The organism is Pseudomonas izuensis, from assembly GCF_002356535.2.
Taxonomy (GTDB): domain Bacteria; phylum Pseudomonadota; class Gammaproteobacteria; order Pseudomonadales; family Pseudomonadaceae; genus Aquipseudomonas; species Aquipseudomonas izuensis.
Window position 1 is genome coordinate 4,171,618 of sequence record NZ_AP017423.2, and the last position, 18,359, is coordinate 4,189,976.

At 60.5% G+C, this 18,359-nt stretch carries 16 protein-coding genes; 8 read left to right on the forward strand and 8 right to left on the reverse strand.

The window, feature by feature from the left end; all coding sequences use genetic code 11:
• The first annotated feature begins 129 nt into the window (after positions 1-129).
• From LAB08_RS18225 to LAB08_RS18245, 5 genes are all read left to right on the forward strand, one after another.
• Positions 130-1,002: a GNAT family N-acetyltransferase gene (locus LAB08_RS18225; protein ID WP_096510386.1), complete on the forward strand. Its 873-nt coding sequence runs from the start codon at positions 130-132 to the stop codon at positions 1,000-1,002.
• On the forward strand, positions 1,002-1,895 hold the full coding sequence (locus LAB08_RS18230; RefSeq protein ID WP_096510385.1) for a polysaccharide deacetylase family protein: 894 nt from the start codon (positions 1,002-1,004) through the stop codon (positions 1,893-1,895). The genes LAB08_RS18225 and LAB08_RS18230 overlap by 1 nt, the downstream gene beginning before the upstream one ends.
• A gap of 159 nt (positions 1,896-2,054) precedes the next feature.
• Complete coding sequence (gene pdxR, locus LAB08_RS18235) at positions 2,055-3,560, forward strand: MocR-like pyridoxine biosynthesis transcription factor PdxR (protein WP_096510384.1); 1,506 nt, start codon at positions 2,055-2,057, stop codon at positions 3,558-3,560.
• A gap of 112 nt (positions 3,561-3,672) precedes the next feature.
• On the forward strand, positions 3,673-4,743 hold the full coding sequence (locus LAB08_RS18240) for a sugar phosphate isomerase/epimerase family protein (RefSeq protein WP_096510383.1): 1,071 nt from the start codon (positions 3,673-3,675) through the stop codon (positions 4,741-4,743).
• A gap of 33 nt (positions 4,744-4,776) precedes the next feature.
• A complete protein-coding gene (locus LAB08_RS18245) occupies positions 4,777-6,042 on the forward strand; it encodes an MFS transporter (RefSeq protein WP_096510382.1) in 1,266 nt (421 codons plus the stop codon).
• A 61-nt stretch (positions 6,043-6,103) separates the two neighbouring features.
• On the opposite strand, the gene LAB08_RS18250 is transcribed toward LAB08_RS18245, so the two are convergent.
• Genes LAB08_RS18250 through galB form a run of 4 tightly spaced genes read right to left on the reverse strand, consistent with a single transcriptional unit; the run spans position 6,104 to position 8,947 of the window.
• Complete coding sequence (locus tag LAB08_RS18250; protein WP_172901588.1) at positions 6,104-6,262, reverse strand: hypothetical protein; 159 nt, start codon at positions 6,260-6,262, stop codon at positions 6,104-6,106.
• Positions 6,263-6,315: 53 nt separating this feature from the next.
• Entirely contained in the window at positions 6,316-7,497 is a 1,182-nt protein-coding gene (locus LAB08_RS18255) for a 4-oxalomesaconate tautomerase (RefSeq protein ID WP_096510381.1), read from the reverse strand.
• 2 nt (positions 7,498-7,499) lie between these two features.
• Positions 7,500-8,216, reverse strand: coding sequence for a 4-carboxy-4-hydroxy-2-oxoadipate aldolase/oxaloacetate decarboxylase (locus tag LAB08_RS18260; protein WP_096510380.1), 717 nt, complete (start codon positions 8,214-8,216; stop codon positions 7,500-7,502).
• The gene (galB, locus tag LAB08_RS18265) at positions 8,213-8,947 is read right to left on the reverse strand and encodes a 4-oxalmesaconate hydratase (protein ID WP_096510379.1); all 735 of its coding nucleotides are present in this window, start codon (positions 8,945-8,947) and stop codon (positions 8,213-8,215) included. The genes LAB08_RS18260 and galB overlap by 4 nt, the downstream gene beginning before the upstream one ends.
• 158 nt (positions 8,948-9,105) lie before the next feature.
• Between galB and LAB08_RS18270 the strand changes: the two genes are divergently transcribed.
• Positions 9,106-10,323, forward strand: coding sequence for a LysR family transcriptional regulator (locus tag LAB08_RS18270; protein WP_096510378.1), 1,218 nt, complete (start codon positions 9,106-9,108; stop codon positions 10,321-10,323).
• Positions 10,324-11,786: 1,463 nt separating this feature from the next.
• Here LAB08_RS18270 and LAB08_RS18275 read toward each other — a convergent pair.
• Positions 11,787-13,049: a gallate dioxygenase gene (locus LAB08_RS18275; RefSeq protein WP_096510377.1), complete on the reverse strand. Its 1,263-nt coding sequence runs from the start codon at positions 13,047-13,049 to the stop codon at positions 11,787-11,789.
• Between the two features lie 25 nt (positions 13,050-13,074).
• Entirely contained in the window at positions 13,075-14,412 is a 1,338-nt protein-coding gene (locus LAB08_RS18280) for an MFS transporter (protein ID WP_096510376.1), read from the reverse strand.
• Between the two features lie 311 nt (positions 14,413-14,723).
• Here LAB08_RS18280 and LAB08_RS18285 point away from each other — a divergent pair, with 311 nt between their 5' ends.
• Positions 14,724-15,743, forward strand: a complete 1,020-nt coding sequence (locus LAB08_RS18285) for an amidohydrolase family protein (protein WP_172901587.1) — start codon at positions 14,724-14,726, stop codon at positions 15,741-15,743.
• Positions 15,744-15,992: 249 nt separating this feature from the next.
• On the forward strand, positions 15,993-17,420 hold the full coding sequence (locus LAB08_RS18290; protein WP_096510375.1) for a diguanylate cyclase: 1,428 nt from the start codon (positions 15,993-15,995) through the stop codon (positions 17,418-17,420).
• A 31-nt stretch (positions 17,421-17,451) separates the two neighbouring features.
• On the opposite strand, the gene LAB08_RS18295 is transcribed toward LAB08_RS18290, so the two are convergent.
• Positions 17,452-17,883, reverse strand: coding sequence for a DoxX family protein (locus tag LAB08_RS18295; RefSeq protein ID WP_096510374.1), 432 nt, complete (start codon positions 17,881-17,883; stop codon positions 17,452-17,454).
• An 11-nt stretch (positions 17,884-17,894) separates the two neighbouring features.
• Positions 17,895-18,359, reverse strand: a complete 465-nt coding sequence (locus LAB08_RS18300; RefSeq protein WP_096510373.1) for a nuclear transport factor 2 family protein — start codon at positions 18,357-18,359, stop codon at positions 17,895-17,897.

Sequence of the window (18,359 nt, forward strand, 5' to 3'; positions counted from 1 at the left end):
CACTGGCGAACAACCACATTCTGCAAGTGACGTGACGGCCTGGATCAATACCCGGGTTGAAGCTATACCGAAAGGGTTCAGAGTGGGGATGGCCCCCACACTCGATCAGCGACTGAGGAGAACTTCGCGGTGTCGAATCAGCTGGTCATACGCAACATGACCCGTCCCGAGCTGGACGAGCTCGTCGATTGGGCTGCCCGTGAAGGGTGGAATCCCGGTTTACACGATGCCGAGCTGTTCTGGGCTGCGGACCCTGCCGCCTTCATCGCGGCCACCCGGGGCGGCGAATTGATCGGCGGCGGTGCCATCACCTCCTACAACGGCGAATTCGGTTTCATGGGGTTTTTCATCGTCCGGCCTGAATTTCGCGGTCAAGGCCTGGGCAATACCCTCTGGCACGCACGCCGCGAGCGACTCCTCGCCCGCCTGCGCCCAGGTGCGAGCATCGGCATGGACGGTGTCTTCGCGATGCAGGACTACTACGCCAAGGGTGGTTTCGTCTTCTCCCATCGCAACCTGCGTTTTCGTGCCGAGATCACCGAACGCCCGGCGACCTCTCCGGTAGACGACCAGGACATCGTCCCGTTGGCCACCTTCCCGTTCGATCAAGTTGTCGATTACGACCGCACCTGCTTCCCCGCCGCACGCGAAACCTTCCTGAGCGGGTGGATAGCCCAGGCCGATGCACTCGCCGTGGGTTGCCGGCGCGAGGGCAGGCTCAGCGGCTATGGCGTAGCAAGGCGCTGCCGGGAAGGCTACAAGATCGGCCCCTTGTTCGCCGATGACGCCCTGGCAGCCAATGCCCTCTACGCGCGCCTGGCGGAATTTGCAGAGGGTGGACCGTTGTTTCTCGATGCCCCGGAAAATAACCCCGCCGCGATGGCGCTCGTGCGCCAACAGGGCATGATCGAGGTGTTCGGCTGCGCACGCATGTACCTCGGCCCTCCTCCGGCGATCGCGCACGAACGTGTGTTCGGCGTCACGACTTTCGAGCTGGGCTGATGTCCACTCGCGACCTCATCGGATACGGCGGCTGCCCACCCCACCCGCAATGGCCCGGTGAGGCGCGCGTCGCGATCCAGTTCGTACTCAACATCGAAGAAGGCGCGGAATCATGCATCCACAATGGCGATGCACAGTCGGAGGCCTGGCTGCACGAGCTGCCGGGCCGCCCCCCGCGTGTGGGGGAGCCGGACTTGAGCGTCGAGGGCATGTACGAATACGGATCGCGCGCAGGGGTGTGGCGCATTCTGCAGCTGTTCAGCGCCCGAGGCTTGCCGCTGACCGCCTTCGCCGTCGGCCGGGCACTGGAGCTCACCCCGGCGATTGGCCATGCGCTCTGCGCGGCCGGGCATGAGATTGCCGGGCATGGCTACCGTTGGCTGGACTATCGCGACGTGCCTGAAGACCAGGAGCGGCGCCATATCCGCCTCACCCTCGACGTGATCGAGCAGATCTGCGGTAAACGCCCCGTAGGTTGGTACACAGGAAGGGTCAGCCAGAACACCCGCCGCCTGTTGCGTGAGGAAGGTGGGTTTCTCTACAGCTCGGACGCCTACAACGACGATCTGCCCTATTGGCTCCCAGGCTCGCCCGCCCACCTGGTGATCCCTTACACACTGGTCAACAACGACTTCCGCTATCTGCTGCCGAACGGTTTCGCCTGCGGTGAAGACTTTTTCCAGCTGCTCAAGGATGCGTTCGACCTGCTGTGGCAGGAGGGCGCGCAACACCCGAAGATGATGAGCGTCGGTCTGCATGGGCGGATCAGCGGCCATCCTGGCCGTGCGATGGCGCTGGCGCGCTTCCTCGATTACGTGCAAGGCCACGACGCGGTGTGGATCTGCCGGCGCGAAGACATTGCCAGGCACTGGATCGCCCATTTCCCCGCGTGAGTGGTCAGTGGTTCGCGCCCTTTTTGGAATATCCAGCCACCGGAGTGCGCCGGATATCAACGCCCGGCGGATGACTTATCGGGTATCGCTCGCTACCCTGACCTCCCCGTCGCCTGACGGCTTCCAGGTCAAATTCCATTTCACGCAGACGAGCATGTCATGAAATCCCCCGCAGGTTTGCTGCTGTCGGCTATCGAGCTGGACCGTGCCAGTGCCCTCCCCCTGTACCGCCAGCTGTATCTGCAGATTCGCAAGCAGATACTCAACGGCAGAATCCAGGGGGGCGTGCGCTTGCCCTCGACCCGGACCCTAAGCAATGAGTTGGGGTTGTCGCGGATCACCATTCTCAATGCTTTCGATCAGTTGATTGCCGAAGGTTTCCTGGCCTCGCGCACGGGTGCAGGCACGTATGTCGGCACGGAGTGGGAAAGCCGGGGTGTCGAGGACGAGCAACAGCGCCAGCCACCGCGCCTGTCCGACCTGAGCCAGTCCATGCTGTCGCTGCGCAGCGATCATTTTCGCGGGGTGTCCTATGCCGATTGGGATCCCGCGACGCCGACCTCCTTCCTGCCTAGCCACAGTACCTATGACGGATTTCCGCAGGCGGTCTGGCGGCGCTTGATGAACCGTCATTTGCTCAAGCCAACCAAGGCGATTCTGGGGTATGGCGAGCTGCAAGGCTTGCAGGCGTTTCGCACAGCGATTGCCGAATACGTTTTCGATGCGCGGGGTATCGACTGCAGTGCCGGGCAAGTGGTGATCGTTTCCGGCGCGCAGCAAGCATTCAACCTGCTGGGCATGCTGCTGCTCAATCCGCAGGACAGTGTCTGGATGGAGGACCCGGGACACATCGCCGCGCGCATTGCATTGCAAGCTCAGGGCGCCCGGGTGGTTCCGTTACGTATTGATGAACAGGGGATCGATGTCCAGCAAGGCCTGACCGAGTGCCCTGATGCGCGCCTGGTGTTTTGTACGCCTTCGCGCCAGCATCCGTTGGGTGTCACCTTAAGTTATGCGCGGCGCCAGGCACTCATCGACTGGGCTGCGCAGCATCAGAGCTGGATCATCGAGGACGATTGCGACAGTGAGTTTCGCTACAGTGGTCGACTTCTCCCGGCACTGTATGCCATGGACCAGATGGCCCGGGTGATCTACGTGGGCACGTTCAGCAAAGTGCTCTTTCCGTCACTGAGACTGGGTTACGTGATTCTGCCGCAAGCCCTGGTCGAGCCCTTTTGCACCTTGCGCGCGGTCATGGATCGCAGCCCGCCCACACTGCTTCAGGCCACAACGGCGGACTTCATGAGCGAAGGCCACTTCCTGGGGCACATCCGCCGCATGCGTGCACTGTACAAGGCGCGCCAGCAGGCATTGATCGAACAACTTGAAAAGCAGATTGGCAGCTTCTTCAGGATCACTCCGACAGATGCCGGCATGCACCTGATCGCCTGGCTGCCCCCCGGACTCAGTGACACTGACCTCGCCCGGCAACTGGCCCGGCACAACATTCACACCTACGCCTTGAGCGACTACCGCATCAAGCATGAGCTGCCGCCCGCCCTGTTGATCGGCTTTGCCGGCACGCCTGAAAGCCAGGCCCGGGAGCGTGTCGAAGCACTGGCCCGGAGCTTGCGCACATTGGGTTATCTGCCGCCGCCCCCGTGATGCGAGGCAAGTGGTCTTATCAATTAACTGATAATGGATCTATCGAGAGTTCCTGACTGGCGCGATAAAGGCTGCGCCGGTAGACCCGGTGTCTGAACCAGGAACGACGCTAATGAACAATAAGATCCAGGAACGATTCAACGCCTTGCTGAGCCATAAGGTGGTCGAACACGGTGCTGCTCCCGTGTTGACGGAGGCACTGGCCCGGCGGTTGCTTGAGCGCCTCGGGCAAATGCGCCTGTTTGCCCACGCCTACCCGCTACTGACCAACCTCACCCACGGCCGTGTCACCCCTGCCGACCTGCTGGACTTCGCCTATCGCCACGAGTTGCAAGGCCTGAGCCTGCACTTGCTCGACGGCGAAGAAAACAGCCTGAGCCAAATGTCACCCGCGCAGCTCCAGGCGTTTGCCATCAAGGCCAAAGCACTGGGGCTGGAGGTGCACCTGGAAATCAGCAGCACGCTGAAAAAGGATGTCGACCAGGTGATCGCCATCGCCAAGGCCCTGGGGGTGCGCAACATCCGTGTTTACTCCCGTTACGAGGGCACGCTGTCGCAGGTCATGGACGTGATTGAGGCCGACCTGCACTACCTCGCGCAACAGGCCGACGAGCACGATCTGTACTTTGACTTCGAGCAGCATGAAGAACTCAAGAGCGGCGAAATCGCGCAACTGCTGAGCCGGCTCGACCACCCTCGCCTGCATGCTCTGTTCGACTTCGGCAACATGATCAATGCCTGCGAACAGCCCCTGCAGGCCCTGCGCAACCTGGCGCCGCACATCCGCCAGACTCACCTCAAGGGCGTGCGCATCGTCCCCGAGCACAACGGCTTCGGCCATTACGGCGTATTGCAGGGCAGCGACGAGGACGATCTGCCCAGCGCCCGCCTGTTGTTCGAACTGTTGATGCTGGGCGAAGCAACGCCACAGGTGATCGCGTTCATTCTCGAGCAGGAAAACCACTACGTGGCCCCGGCCTTCCGCCAGAGCCTTGAAGCGGCCGATCCCTTCATTGCTTACCGGGAGATGAGCGAAACGCCGCTTCCGAACGGCTACTCGCTTGAACGAATGCTGGCCGATGAACACCGCTGGGCGAACAACCAGGTGGCCTATGTCCGCAGCGTGCTGGCCGAGTTTCGCACCTTGGCCGAACTGACCCTGGCCAGCCCTTCCAACGCCTGAACCTGACGACCCGATTACGCCCGGAGAACAATAATGACAACTCAAAACAAGGCCAAATGGCTCAGATTCCTGATCCTCATCCTCGGTGGCGGCACCATCTACAAGCTGGCGAACCTCAAGGACGCCTTCTATGTACCCATGCAGGAATTCATGGGCTTGAGTCACACTGAAATCGGCGTATTGCTGAGTGCCAACGCGATCATCGCGACTGCACTGTTTGTGGTGGGCGGCCTGCTCGCCGATCGCTACGACACGCGCAAACTGATCCCCCTCGGCCTGATCGGGACCGGTAGCCTGGGGTTGTACCTGGCGACCTTCCCGCCCTTCAGCAGTTTGCTGATCGTGTTCAGCCTGTTGGCCGTCTGTGCCGACTGCCTGTTCTGGCCATCGCTGCTCAAAGCCATCCGCAATCTGGGTGACGATCAGGAGCAAGGCCGGTTGTTCGGCCTGCTCGAAGGCGGGCGTGGCGTGGTGGATACACTGGTGGCCTTTTCCGCCCTGGGCGTGTTCGTCGCCATGGGTTCGGGGGAAACCGGCCTGAAATCGGCGATCCTGTTCTACTCGGTCATCGACATCCTGGCCGGTACCCTGACCTGGTTCCTGCTCAAGGGGGGCAACGCGCAGTCAGTGGCCAAGCCGAAGAATGGCCTGGCAAACCTGATGGAAGCGATCAAGGTTCCGGGAATCTGGCTGGTCAGCCTCAACGTGTTCATGGTCTACATCGTCTACTGCGGCCTGACCTATTTCATTCCCTACCTCAAGGAAATGTACGGGTTGCCCGTGGCGTTGGTGGGCGCCTACGGCATCATCAACCAGTATTTCCTGAAGATCCTCGGCGGGCCTGCCGGCGGCTTCATTGCCGACAAGCAGTTCAAGAGCACCAGCCGCTACCTGAAGTGGGCATTCCTGGCGCTGTTGCCGTTGATGGGCGTGATCATGCTGATTCCGAAAAGCCCCGGCTTCATCTATGCGGGGATGGCGGCCACCCTGTCCTTCGCCCTGATCGTGTTCTCCATGCGCGGCGTGTTCTGGGCGCCCATGGGCGAGGTCGGCATTCCCCAACACATCACCGGCTCGGCCTTCGGCATCGGTTGCCTGATCGGCTATGCACCGGGCATGTTTGCCTACGTCATCTATGGCGCAATCCTCGACCACTTCCCCGGTGAGCAGGGTTACAACTATGTCTTCACCTTGATGAGCCTGCTGGCCATTGTGGGCTTCATGGTGTCCAGCCTGCTCTATCAAGCGGTGCGCAAAAAATCCATGGCCACTGGCGGCATGAGCGCCGCGCAAGCCTGATTATCGGCATGGACGCCAGGAGAAGGAATCGGCTAGCACGCCGATTCCTCCTTCCGCCCATTCACTCCTCTTCATCTATCTGGTCAAGAAAATCAACGTCATCCTCTTCGTCGTCAAAAATGGCTTGAGCGTCTTCTTCACCCCATGATTCATCGTCATGGAATTCATGATCGAGCAAATGGTCGTGTTCGGGCTCGGGAATATCTCGTTCTTCACTCATGACTGACCGCAACAAAAATTGAAAGAACGGATTGTATAGGCAGATCCTTTCCCTCAGTCAACGATCACGAAACGTTCATCCCCCCAATTGCCTTTCCATACCGTTTGCGGAATAAAAACGCCTCCGTCCAATAACAATCGGGCCGTTCTCAGCAAGCCACAGCTCGTCAAGCGACCGTTTTCAAGGCGCAACTCTACGGTGAACTCTCCCGTGGGGTGTTCGATCGACAGTTGCTTATTATCGCCCTCAACCACACACGCCAGATCCGCCGCCACACTGCCCTCAACCACACACGCCAGATACGCCGCCACACTGCCCTCAACCACACACGCCAGATCCGCCGCCACACTGCCCTCGATCAAACAGGCAACGGCCACACTGACCGCCCCGAACACGCCGATGCTGGTATGGCATCGGTGCGGAATGAAGGTACGGGTGCTCAATGCGCCACCTGTTTGCGCCGGCGCAATCAGGCACATCTTGGGCACGTTGCGCTGGCGCACGTCGCCCAGGTTCATGCGCGGGCCGGCCTGCAACCGGATCGATTCAAGTCGGGCTTTCAACGGGGTGTCGGCATCCAGTTGCTCAGGGGGTTCATAGCCACTGAGCCCGAGGTCTTCGGCGCGGACCAGAACGACCGGCATGCCGTTGTCGACGCAGGTGACCTCTACACCATCGAACACATCGACAGCGTTGCCGGTGGGGAGTAGTGCCCCACAACTGGAACCCGCGATGTCCTCGAACTCAACGACCAACGGCGCACCGCAGCCGGGCACGCCGTCGATCCGTGCCTGCCCGCCATAGCTGACGGTGCCGTCCGGTGTCGGAACGTGGGCAATCGCGATCTGCCCGGTGTTTTCCATGAAAATGCGCACCGGGGTGACATCACCCGTCGCGGCCACCAGTCCACGCTCAATGGCGAACGGCCCGACACCGGCGAGGATGTTGCCGCAGTTCTGGCCGTAATCGACACGCGGTTCATCGACCAGCACCTGCGCGAACAGGTAGTCCACGTCGGCGTCGGCGCGGGCGGAGGGCTGGATGATCGCCACTTTGCTGGTCAGCGAGTCACCGCCACCGAGACCATCGATTTGCCGCGCATCCGGCGACCCCATGACCGCCAGCAGCACGCGGTCTCGAAGCATTTGCTCGTCGGGCAAGTCACAGGCCAGGAAGTAAGCGCCTTTCGACGTCCCGCCACGCATCAGCAGGCAAGGAATACGTGTCTGGCCCATGCTCAGTCTCCGAGTTCGTCGAGACTGTCGACATAGCGCAAGCCCTTTTCCGCGAGCCGTTGGCGCATGTTGTAGATGTCCAGCCCCAGTTCACCCTCAGCCAGGCGCAACGCCTTCTGCTCTTCCAGGTCGGCACGGGCGCGACTGGCTTCGACAACCTCTGCAACTTCACCGCGACGTACGATGACCACACCATCGTCATCGGCGACCACCACGTCGCCGGGGTTGACCAATTGACCGCCGCACACCAGCGGCAGGTTGACCGAACCGAGGGTCTCCTTGATCGTGCCTTGGGCACTGATGGCGCGGGACCAGACCGGGAAGCCCATCTCCCGCAGGGTATGGGTGTCGCGCACGCCGGCATCGATCACCAGGGCCCGTACACCGCGGGCCTTGAGCGACGTGGCGAGCAGGTCGCCGAAGTAACCGTCGGTGCAGGGTGAACTGGGGGCAACCACCAGAATATCGCCGGGACGGCACTGCTCCACCGCCACATGGAACATCCAGTTATCGCCCGGGGCCACCAGCACGGTGACCGCTGAACCGCTGATGGCGGTGCCCCGTTGGATCGGTGTGATCGAAGGCGTCAGCAGGCCTTTTCGTCCCTGCGACTCGTGAACAGTCGCGACGCCGTAGCGCGCCAGCTCATCGACCAGCACCCGTTCGGCCCGCGCGATGTTGCGTACCACGATGCCGGTTTTTCCAATCAGCTCGCTCATGCCAGATGCTCCGTCACACGCGGGAAGATGCTTTGGTAGCCTTCGCCATAAACGATGTCACGACTGGAGGTGATCCCGACGTTGCGCTTGGCCTGCACGCCGCGTTGCAAGGCAACGCGGGTGTAATACTCCCAGAGGTGTTCCTGACCGGCCATGCACTGGATCGCCGCGTACTTCTTGTCCCAGACCGAGGTGATGTCCAGCAATACGTCGGGACGCCATTGGCATTGCTCGGGCTGATGCGGTTCGAAGCTGTAGACCGGTGGTGCGCCGATGATTTTCTCGCCCGGCTTGTAGCCTTCGGCCTGGGCGATGATGCGTGCCTCTTGCGTCAGGTTCATGGCCAGCGGGTGATCGTAGTTGTAGGGATCGTTCAGCGAGTGGCTGAGGACGAACCCGGGCTGGACGCGACGAAACACGTCCGCGAGGCGAAACAGCGTGTCCTTGTCGGCGCGCATCGGGTAGTCGCCGATGTCGAAGAACTCGACGCTGGCGCCCAGTATGTCGGCAGCCGCCTGGGCCTCTTCACGGCGGGCGACCTTGACTGTCTCTTCGCTCATCTCGCCCTTGCGCCACAGCTTGGCCGACTCGCCGCGCTCGCCGAACGACAGGCAGACGATGTGCACGTTGTAGCCCTGCTGCGCGTGCAGCGCGATAGCACCGCCCGCGCGCCAGACGAAGTCGGCAGAGTGAGCGCTGACCACCAGCGCGTTTTTCGGTGACTCGATCATTGCGGATACTCCTCCTGCGTTTCGAAAGAGCATCGCATCGTGACCCGCCGGCGGAGTAATGCGTTGCAGTGTTGGAGCCATGCGTTTTTTTTATTGCCACTCGAACGGGGCAGCGGCATAGTCCGGTTCAAACACCGATCTGCAGAGTCCGAGCGCCCATGGAATCCAGTGAACTCCCCAGCCTGATGCAAGTGCGAGCCTTCGTCCGGGTGGCCGATCACGGCAGCGTTTCCAAGGCATCCGAGGTGCTGTTCCGCGCACAGTCAGTAGTGACTCGGTCGATTGGCGAGCTGGAAACCCGGCTCGATGTGCCGCTGTTCGAACGCCACGCCAACGGTATGCGCCTGACCGATTACGGTGACCGATTGCTGCCGCGGGCGCGACGGGTACTGGCGGAACTGGAAAGCGTGCCACGACTGTTAAGCGCGGCGGACAAGCGCCCGGTCGAACCGCTGTATCTGTTCCAGGCCCGGCGCCTGCAAGTGTTCGTCAAACTCTGTGAAACCCGTCATATGCAGACCGTGGCCAGCCTCCTCGGCCTGAGCCAGCCGGCGATCAGTTCAACCATCAAGGTCATGGAAAACGGCTGCGGCCACATACTCTTCGAGCGTACCCCTCGGGGTTTGCAGCCGACGCGCGTCAGCCAGGAAATCCTGTTCCCGATTCGCCGGGCGCTCAATGAATTGCGCCACATCGACACGGACATCACCGCCATCCGCGGCACCCTGCAAGGCGTGGTGCAGGTCGGCGCCCTGCCCCTGGGTCGCTCGCAAATACTGCCCGAAGCCATCGTGCGGCTGGTGGCCGAGCACCCGCAAATCCAGGTGATCACCAATGAAAGCCCGTTCGATCTGCTGGCAACCGAGTTGCGGGCCGGCGATGTCGATTTCATTTTTGGTGCGTTGCGTTCGAACACTTACGCCAGCGACCTGACCGGTGAAGCACTGCTCACAGAGGACATGGTGGTGGTGGCGCGACGTGGTCATCCGCTCTCTTCGAAAACGCCCCAGCACGATGAACTCGGCGCCGCCCGATGGGTGCTGCCTCGTGCTGGCTCGCCAGCCCGGCGGATGCTCGATGAGTGCTTTAGCCGATTCGGCATCGCGCCGCCACGACCGGTAGTGGAAAGCGCCGACATGGCAATCATCCGGGGGTTGTTGCTGCGCTCGGACATGCTCGCGGCAGTGTCCGCCCACCAGCTGGAACAGGAGATTGCTTCGGGCGAGTTGTGCATCCTGGCGCTGGAACTGAAACAAACCACCCGCGCCATCGGCCTGACGTATCGCAATGGCTGTTTGCACTCGCCTGTGGCGCAGGCGTTGATGGATGTGATTCGCCGGGTGATCAGCGAACAAGAGAAGCAGCTGTGTGACTGACGCGACGCCTTCGCGAGCAGGCTCGCTCCCACAGGGGATTTGTGTTGCTGATGAAATTTGTGTTCCGCCACAGCCCATTGTGGGAGCGAGCCTGCTCGCGAAGGCGGTGGGTCAGTCAGCATGGATATTGGATGTGATGACCTCTTCGCGAGCAGGCTCGCTCCCACAGGGGATTCGCGTTGCTGATGAAATTTGTGTTCCGCCACAGCCCATTGTGGGAGCGAGCCTGCTCGCGAAGGCGGTGGGTCAGTCAGCATAGATATTGGATGTGATGACCTCTTCGCGAGCAGGCTCGCTCCCACAGGGGATTCGCGTTGCTGATGAAATTTGTGTTCCGCCACAGCCCATTGTAGGAGCGAGCCTGCTCGCGAAGGCGGTGGGTCAGTCAGCATAGATATTGGATGTGATGGCCTCTTCGCGAGCAGGCTCGCTCCCACAGGGGATTCGCGTTGCTGATGAAATTTGTGTTCCGCCACAGCCCATTGTGGGAGCGAGCCTGCTCGCGAAGGCGGTGGGTCAGTCAGCATGGATATTGGATGTGATGGCCTCTTCGCGAGCAGGCTCGCTCCCGCAGGGGATTCGTGTTGCTGATGAAATTTGTGTTCCCCCACAGCCCATTGTAGGAGCGAGCCTGCTCGCGAAGGCGGTGGGTCAGTCAGTATAGATATTGGATGTGATGGCCTCTTCGCGAGCAGGCTCGCTCCCACAGGGGATTCGCGTTGCTGATGAAATTTGTGTTCCGCCACAGCCCATTGTGGGAGCGAGCCTGCTCGCGAAGGCGGTGGGTCAGTCAGCATGGATATTGGATGTGATGACCTCTTCGCGAGCAGGCTCGCTCCCACAGGGGATTCGCGTTGCTGATGAAATTTGTGTTCCGCCACAGCCCATTGTGGGAGCGAGCCTGCTCGCGAAGGCGGTGGGTCAGTCAGCATGGATATTGGATGTGATGACCTCTTCGCGAGCAGGCTCGCTCCCACAGGGGATTCGCGTTGCTGATGAAATTTGTGTTCCGCCACAGCCCATTGTGGGAGCGAGCCTGCTCGCGAGGGCGGTGGGTCAGTCAGCATGGATATTGGATGTGATGGCCTCTTCGCGAGCAGGCTCGCTCCCACAGGGGATTCGCGTTGCTGATGAAATTTGTGTTCCGCCACAGCCCATTGTCGGAGCGAGCCTGCTCGCGAAAGCGGTGGGTCAGTCAGCATGGATATTGGATGTGATGGCCTCTTCGCGAGCAGGCTCGCTCCCACAGGGGGTTCGCGTTGCTGATGAAATTTGTGTTCCGCCACAGCCCATTGTGGGAGCGAGCCTGCTCGCGAAGGCGGTGGGTCAGTCAGCATAGATATTGGATGTGATGGCCTCTTCGCGAGCAGGCTCGCTCCCACAGGGGGTCTTCGTCGTACACAGGGTTTGAGTACGACGCCATCCCTTGTAGGAGCGAGCCTGCTCGCGAAGGCAATTGCAAATCAGCGCGGTACTTTGCCCGCCACCGAATAGAGCACCTGCTGGTTCCGGGTTTTCATGAACTCGTCCAGGCTCTGCCCACGCATCGCCGCGTAGACCTGCAAGTTGGGAATCCCCAGTACCGCCGCGAGTTTTTCCAGTACGAAGAAGATCGCCCCGTACTGGATCAATCCGCGCCAGTCACGACGTCGCAGCAGTTCGCGCTCCTCTTCACTCAACCCGCCTTCCGCAAACAGTACTTCCGGGGCATCGAGAAAACGTTGACGCCACTGCGGCTCGATCATGCGATGCAGGAATTTGTTCAGGCGATAGCCCTTGGCACTGCGCTCCAGGGTAAACGGATAGGTCCCTTCCAGTTTCTCGATGCCGGCCAACTGGTGCTGCATATGCTGCAAGTGCCGCGCGTTCACATCCGCCGGCACTGGTCGATCCTGGTTCTCCAGCAACAGCGTGGCGATGCCGGTCATGGACGGCAGGTAGTAGTCCTGATGCAGGTTTTTCACCGTGGCCGACAAGGCGCCGCGCATGATCAGCCAGGTGATCACCTCCGAGCCTTCCATGCCGCCGAGGGTGGCGTACTCGGCATGGGTCATTTCGGTCAGGCGTACCGGGTCGTTGACCAACAGATCAATGAACTGCTCGTCCCACTGCGGGTTATTGAAACCGCAGCGCTCGCCATGCACCTGGTGGGACACGCCACCGGTGGCGACAATCGCCACCTTGAGGTCTTCTGGATAGCTTTCAATGGCCCGGCGCAAGGCCTGGCCAAGCTTGTAGCAGCGCAAGGCGCTGGGGATCGGGAACTGCAACACGCCAACCTGCAGCGGCACGATTTCCACCGGCCACTCTGGATCGCAAGGCAACAGCGCCGACATGGGCGAGAAGAAGCCGTGGTCCAGCGGCTTGTCGCGAAAGAAGCTCATGTCGAACTCATCGGCCATCAGGCTTTGGCCAATGTGCCTCGACAGCGCCGCATGCCCGCCGACCGCAGGCAGCAAACGCGGGTTACCGCCCTCGTCTGCCACCTCGTAACGCTCATCGACCCCGAGGGAGAACGCGCCATAGTGGTCGAAGAAAAACGACGTCACGTGGTCGTTGAAGATGTAGAACAACACATCCGGTTGTTGCTCCTTCAGCCAGACTTTGATCGGCTCGAAGCCTTCGAAAATCGGCGCCCAGGCCGCTTCATTCTGTTTGTCGTGATCGACGGCAAAGCCGATGGTGGGAGTGTGGGATACCGCGAGGCCACCGATGATGCGTGCCATGATGAGTTCCTGTGTTCTAGAAAAATTATTGCGCCGCAAGGGTCTGGCTGACCCGGCGCCGTGCATGACCGTTGGCCAGGATCGTCAGGGTGGCGATGAAGGCCGGCACGCTCAACAGGGCGAACAGTAACGGCAAGCCCAACCCGAGACTGAGCACCGCACCCCCGATGAGAGAACCAAAGATGGCCCCGAAACGACCGATGCCCAGCATCCAGCTCACGCCTGTGGCGCGAAAGTCCGTCGGGTAGTAGCCGGGTGCAAACGCGTTGAGTCCGGTTTGTGCACCACTCATGCAGAAACCCGCGGCCATCACGCCGACCGCCAGCAGGCTCGACTCCAGACTGAACGCCCCCAGCAGCAGAATAGAGATGCCGCCCAATGCATAAGAGGTGGCAATGACACCGTTCGGATTACGCCGGTCCATGATCCAGCCGACCACGATCGCCCCGACCGTACCGCCGATCTGGAACAGGCCGGTAATGGTCGCCGCCCGTTCAATGGACAGCCCGCCCTCACGCAGCAAGGTCGGCATCCAGCCCATAGTCAGGTAGATCACCAGCAGGCCCATGAAATAGGTCAACCAGAGCGCCAGCGTGCCGGTCCGATAGCGTTCGGTGAACAGCATGCGCACCGGCGCTTTGTGCTGAGCCTGGGTTTCGGCGAGGGTGAAGCGTGTGGTGGCCGGGAATTGGCCGCCGAGCTTGTTCAGTACCTTGGCGATCTGCGCAGCGGGCGCATTGCGAGCCGCCAGGAAACGTGCGGATTCCGGCAGCAGCAACCAGAGGAAAGGCAACAACACCAGTGGCAGGATGCCGCCGACCAGCAACACCGATTGCCAGCCGTGCAGAGGAATCAACCACGCGGCGAACAAGCCACCCAGCCCCGAGCCCATGTTGAAACCGGTGAACATGAGGGTAATAAACAGCGAACGGTTGCGCTCCGGCAGGTATTCGGCCAGCAGCGTGGTGGTGTTCGGCATCGCCGCACCCAGGGCCACGCCGGTCAACAGGCGCAGGGCCGCGAGCTCATAAGGATTGCGGGCGAACGCACACGCCAGGCTGAGCACGCTGAATCCGCTCACGGCAAACAGCAGCACCTTTTTGCGTCCCAAACGGTCGGCGTAAGGGCCGGCCGTCAGGGCACCGATGGCGAGCCCGACCATGCCCGCGCTCATGACCGGGCCGAAGGCGGCCTTGGAGAGGCCCCAATCCTGAATCAGCGAAGGCGCGATAAAGCCCATGACCGCCACATCGAGGCCATCGAATAAAACAATGAAGAAACACAAGCCCATGATGAGCCACTGATACCTGGCAACCGGACGGTTATCGATCCACGCCTTGATGTCGACCGTTTCGTGACTCATGGTTTCACCTTCTTATTGTTGTCGAGAGGCCGAACGGCTTGGGGATGGGTACGGGCCAGAGGCCACCCGATAGCCGAACGATGAGCGTGACTTTAAAGCCGCAGGTGACTGCGCCGCCTCTGGGAAATCCTTAATCGGGTATCTGTTTTGTTTATCGGACAGGTGCCCATAACTAAAATCGATACCTGCTTAAAGACTTCACAAACGACGCTGGGCGAGCGCTTGCCTTAAGGTCGACGCTACTGCCTTGAAGGGGTGGCGGTGATGGACTCCCTGTTGCCGCACTGACTGATAAAAACAAGGGTTTGAACATGGCCACGCGTCTCGATGACAGCGGTTTTTCCCGCCGCTCGCTGCTCCAGAAAACCTCCGTTGTGCTCACAGCCGGCACCGCGCTCGGTATGCCGATCCTGAGCCAGGCCGCCTCACGCAATAACAAGCAGAGCGCAGATAAAGAAAGCACCGATCAATCATCAGGCACGGCCATGGATTCCCAACTGCTCAATCTGCTGTCGCAACCGAAGATCGATTGCCACCATCACGTGATCGACCCTGCCCAATTCCCCTATCCCGCTGACGCGACCTACCAACCGGCAGGGCCTGAGATCGGCCCGGCGGCGTATTACGAACAGGTCATGCAGGCCTATGGCATTCGCCATTCAGTGATCGTGCAGCCGACCTCTGCCTATGGCTATGACAACCGTTGCCTGCTGGACACCTTGGCTCGCCACAAGGGCCGGCATAAAGGTGTGGTGGTGGTGCCGAACGACGTCACCAGCGAGACGCTCGCGCAGTACAAGGCCCAAGGTGTCGTCGGCGTGGCGCTCAATGCTGCGCTGCTGGGCCCCGAGCGTTTTCTGAACATCGACACCCTGATGGGGCGCCTGGCCGAGCTGGAGCTGTATGCCCAGGTCCAGGTGAAGGACGATCAACTGCTGGCGTTGTTGCCCTTGCTTGAGCGCACGCGTCCCCGTGTGCTGATCGACCACTCCGGCCGGCCCGATGTCGGTGCCGGCTTGCAACAGCCGGCTTTCCAGGCACTGCTGTCCCTGGCGAGCAACGGACGCACCTTCGTCAAACTCTCCGGGCTGTCGCAATACTCCAGGCAGAGTTTCCCCTATGCCGATGCCCAGCCCTACCAACGGGCACTGCTGCAGGCGTTCACGGCCGAAAACTGCATGTGGGGCACGGACTGGCCGTTCCTGCGCGCGCGTCAAAGCATGGCGTTGGGCACCGTTCTGACCAACTTCGGCGAGATGTTCCCCAATGCCAGTGACCGCCAGCAGATTCTTTGGGAAACCCCAAAACGCCTGTTCGGCTTTACCGCCTGACTCAAACAGTCGCAGCTGACTCGAATCGGTAGGGTTCGGCCAAATACAGTCATTCGCCGGCGCCCGGGAAACCTCGGGCGATTCATTTTTACCTGCTGGTGCAGCAGAAATTGACAGGGAGTCTAATATTGAAATGCCATAGATCGGTCCATCCCCTATTGGCGTAACGATTTCGAGGGACCGTTGGCGTGCAGGCGGCGCCAACACCGGACCGGTGCTGGCTCAACGGATTTGAAATGGGAGGGAACCATGAGCAATCTCATCGTCACCGACGAGTCACCTGAAGCCGTTCGCCTCGTGGTCAAGGTTTACGCCTACCTGCTGCTCGCAGGATTCGCGTTTGTTCCGGCCTATCTGATTGCCTACCTGTACTTGTTTCAGGACCCTACGCTGCTATTCGAGAATCACCTGTTCCATATCATTGCGATCACGGCAGCTACCCTGGAAGGCTTGTTCGTGACTTACGTAACCTGGCGCTGCTATCAGTCATCGGGCGATCCGCTGCTGCGTTGGATGACCCTCGGGTTTCTCGGTTTTGTAATCATCTACGCGTTGCATGGCGCGTTCACCGGGCAAGCACACACCAATATTTGGCTCTTCCTGCTGTATGGACCGGCCTCTCGACTGGTCATGTCGATTCTGTTGTTGGTCGGAATGCTGTCGTACCACCGCCCCCCTGATACCGAGGAGCAACGAACGAAGGCCCGCCCGTGGTTGACCTGGATAGGACTGTTCCTGCTGGTTAACGTGGCCGTGGCATACGTCGCGAATTCGCCGATCGCCGGCAATCCCTTGGTGCGCCTCTCGATGGAAGGTGGTGCCCTCGTGCTTTCCGCGTTGACCGTGGCAATACTCTTGCTGCGCCGTATCCGTTCGCCGCTGATGATGATTTTTGTCGTCTCGGTCTCTGCTTTCGCACTGTCATCCCTTGCCTTCATCCTTGCACGTCCGTGGAACCATATGTGGTGGCTCGCGCATGCGATCTTCGCCGGTGGATTCTTCATGTTGAGCTATGGGGTGGTGCAAGCGTTCCTCACCACGCGGTCGTTCTCGAAGATTTACAGCCAGGAGGAGTTGATGGTGCGCCTTGCCGAAGCGATGGCGTATACCGAGAGCGCCCTGCAGGAGCTGCAGCGCACCAATCAGGAACTCGGGCACCTGGCGGCGACCGATCCACTGACAGGCGCTGATAATCGGCGTCGGTTCATGGAGCGGGTCGAAGTCGAAATCGGCCGGACCAAACGCGGCATTGCGCCGTTTTCCGTACTTGCACTCGATCTGGACAACTTCAAGTCCATCAACGATCGCTTCGGGCATCAGGTGGGCGATGACATCCTCAAGAGTTTCGTGGAGAAATGCCTCGATTCGATCAGGCCGTATGACGGTGTCGCCCGTGTAGGCGGGGAAGAATTCATGATACTGCTGCCTCAGACGTCACTCGAAGGCGCGCATGTTATCGCCGAGCGCCTGCGAAGCAGCGTTGCAAACAGTTCTTTTCATGGCTTGCAGCGGTCTACCGTGGTCACCGTGAGCATCGGCGTATCCCAATCGGGCCGCGACGGCGACACCATCGAGGCCATTCTGCGGGCAGCCGATCAACGCCTGTATCACGCCAAACACGAAGGCCGTAACCGTGTAGTCACGACCTTCAAGACCAGCCTGCAACCGCTGCCCTGACCAGTGTCTCGCAAGGCCGTACGTCAGGTGACTATAGTTCACGCAGCAACGGCCAGTGATGCGCCAAGCGGGTTCCCAGTGCCAATCGCCCGGGGCCCGCGACAAAAATCGTCGAGAAGACGATCAGCAACAACCAGGCAAACTGCCCTTCGGCCAGGCTCCACTCCGGATGCACCCAGATCACCGATACCGCGAGCAAAAACAGCACCGGCAAGGTCGCAAGGCGCGTCAGCACACCCAGGACGATAAACACCGGGCACAGCACTTCGGCAAAAATCGCCAGTGACAAGGTCAACCAGCTCCCCAGGCCAAACGGGTCTTCGATCACCCCCAGTTCGTGGTCGAAATGCAGCAGCTTGGGGAGGCCATGCACGGACAACAGCAGCAGGCACCCGGTGATGCGCAGCCAGCACAGTGCAACATCGGTGGCGGTGGTTGTCGTTTCAATATCAGTCGTAGACATGTTTGCCGGCCTCAAATCGGTTTCGCCAACCAGGGATAACGCAAGCAGTCCTGCCCTGCGTAATCCGGATCGAGATAGATGAAACAACGATGGATCTTCCAGTCACGGACTTCGAAAACATCGCACCAATAGCCGGCGGCCCAGTCCGGATTGCCGGCGCACCACGCGCCATCCACATGCTCGCCGTGGCTTGTGCCTTCGCACACAACGACATCCGTACCGGAAAAAACCCAATTGAAATGAGCGTAGTCATGGGTGATTGAAATCAGCCGCGCACTCAAGTCCGCAAACAATTCAGCGATCTGCGTACGTCCGGTGGCGATCCCCCATTTGGGGAAATAAACCTGTGCGTCTTCGGAAAACAGCTCCAGGATATGGCGGCCATCGGGGGCGACACCGCCGTTATCAAAGGCCCTGAAATAGTCCAGGATCACTGATTTGCGATGCTCGTCACTCATCGTCATGTTGCTCAGCAT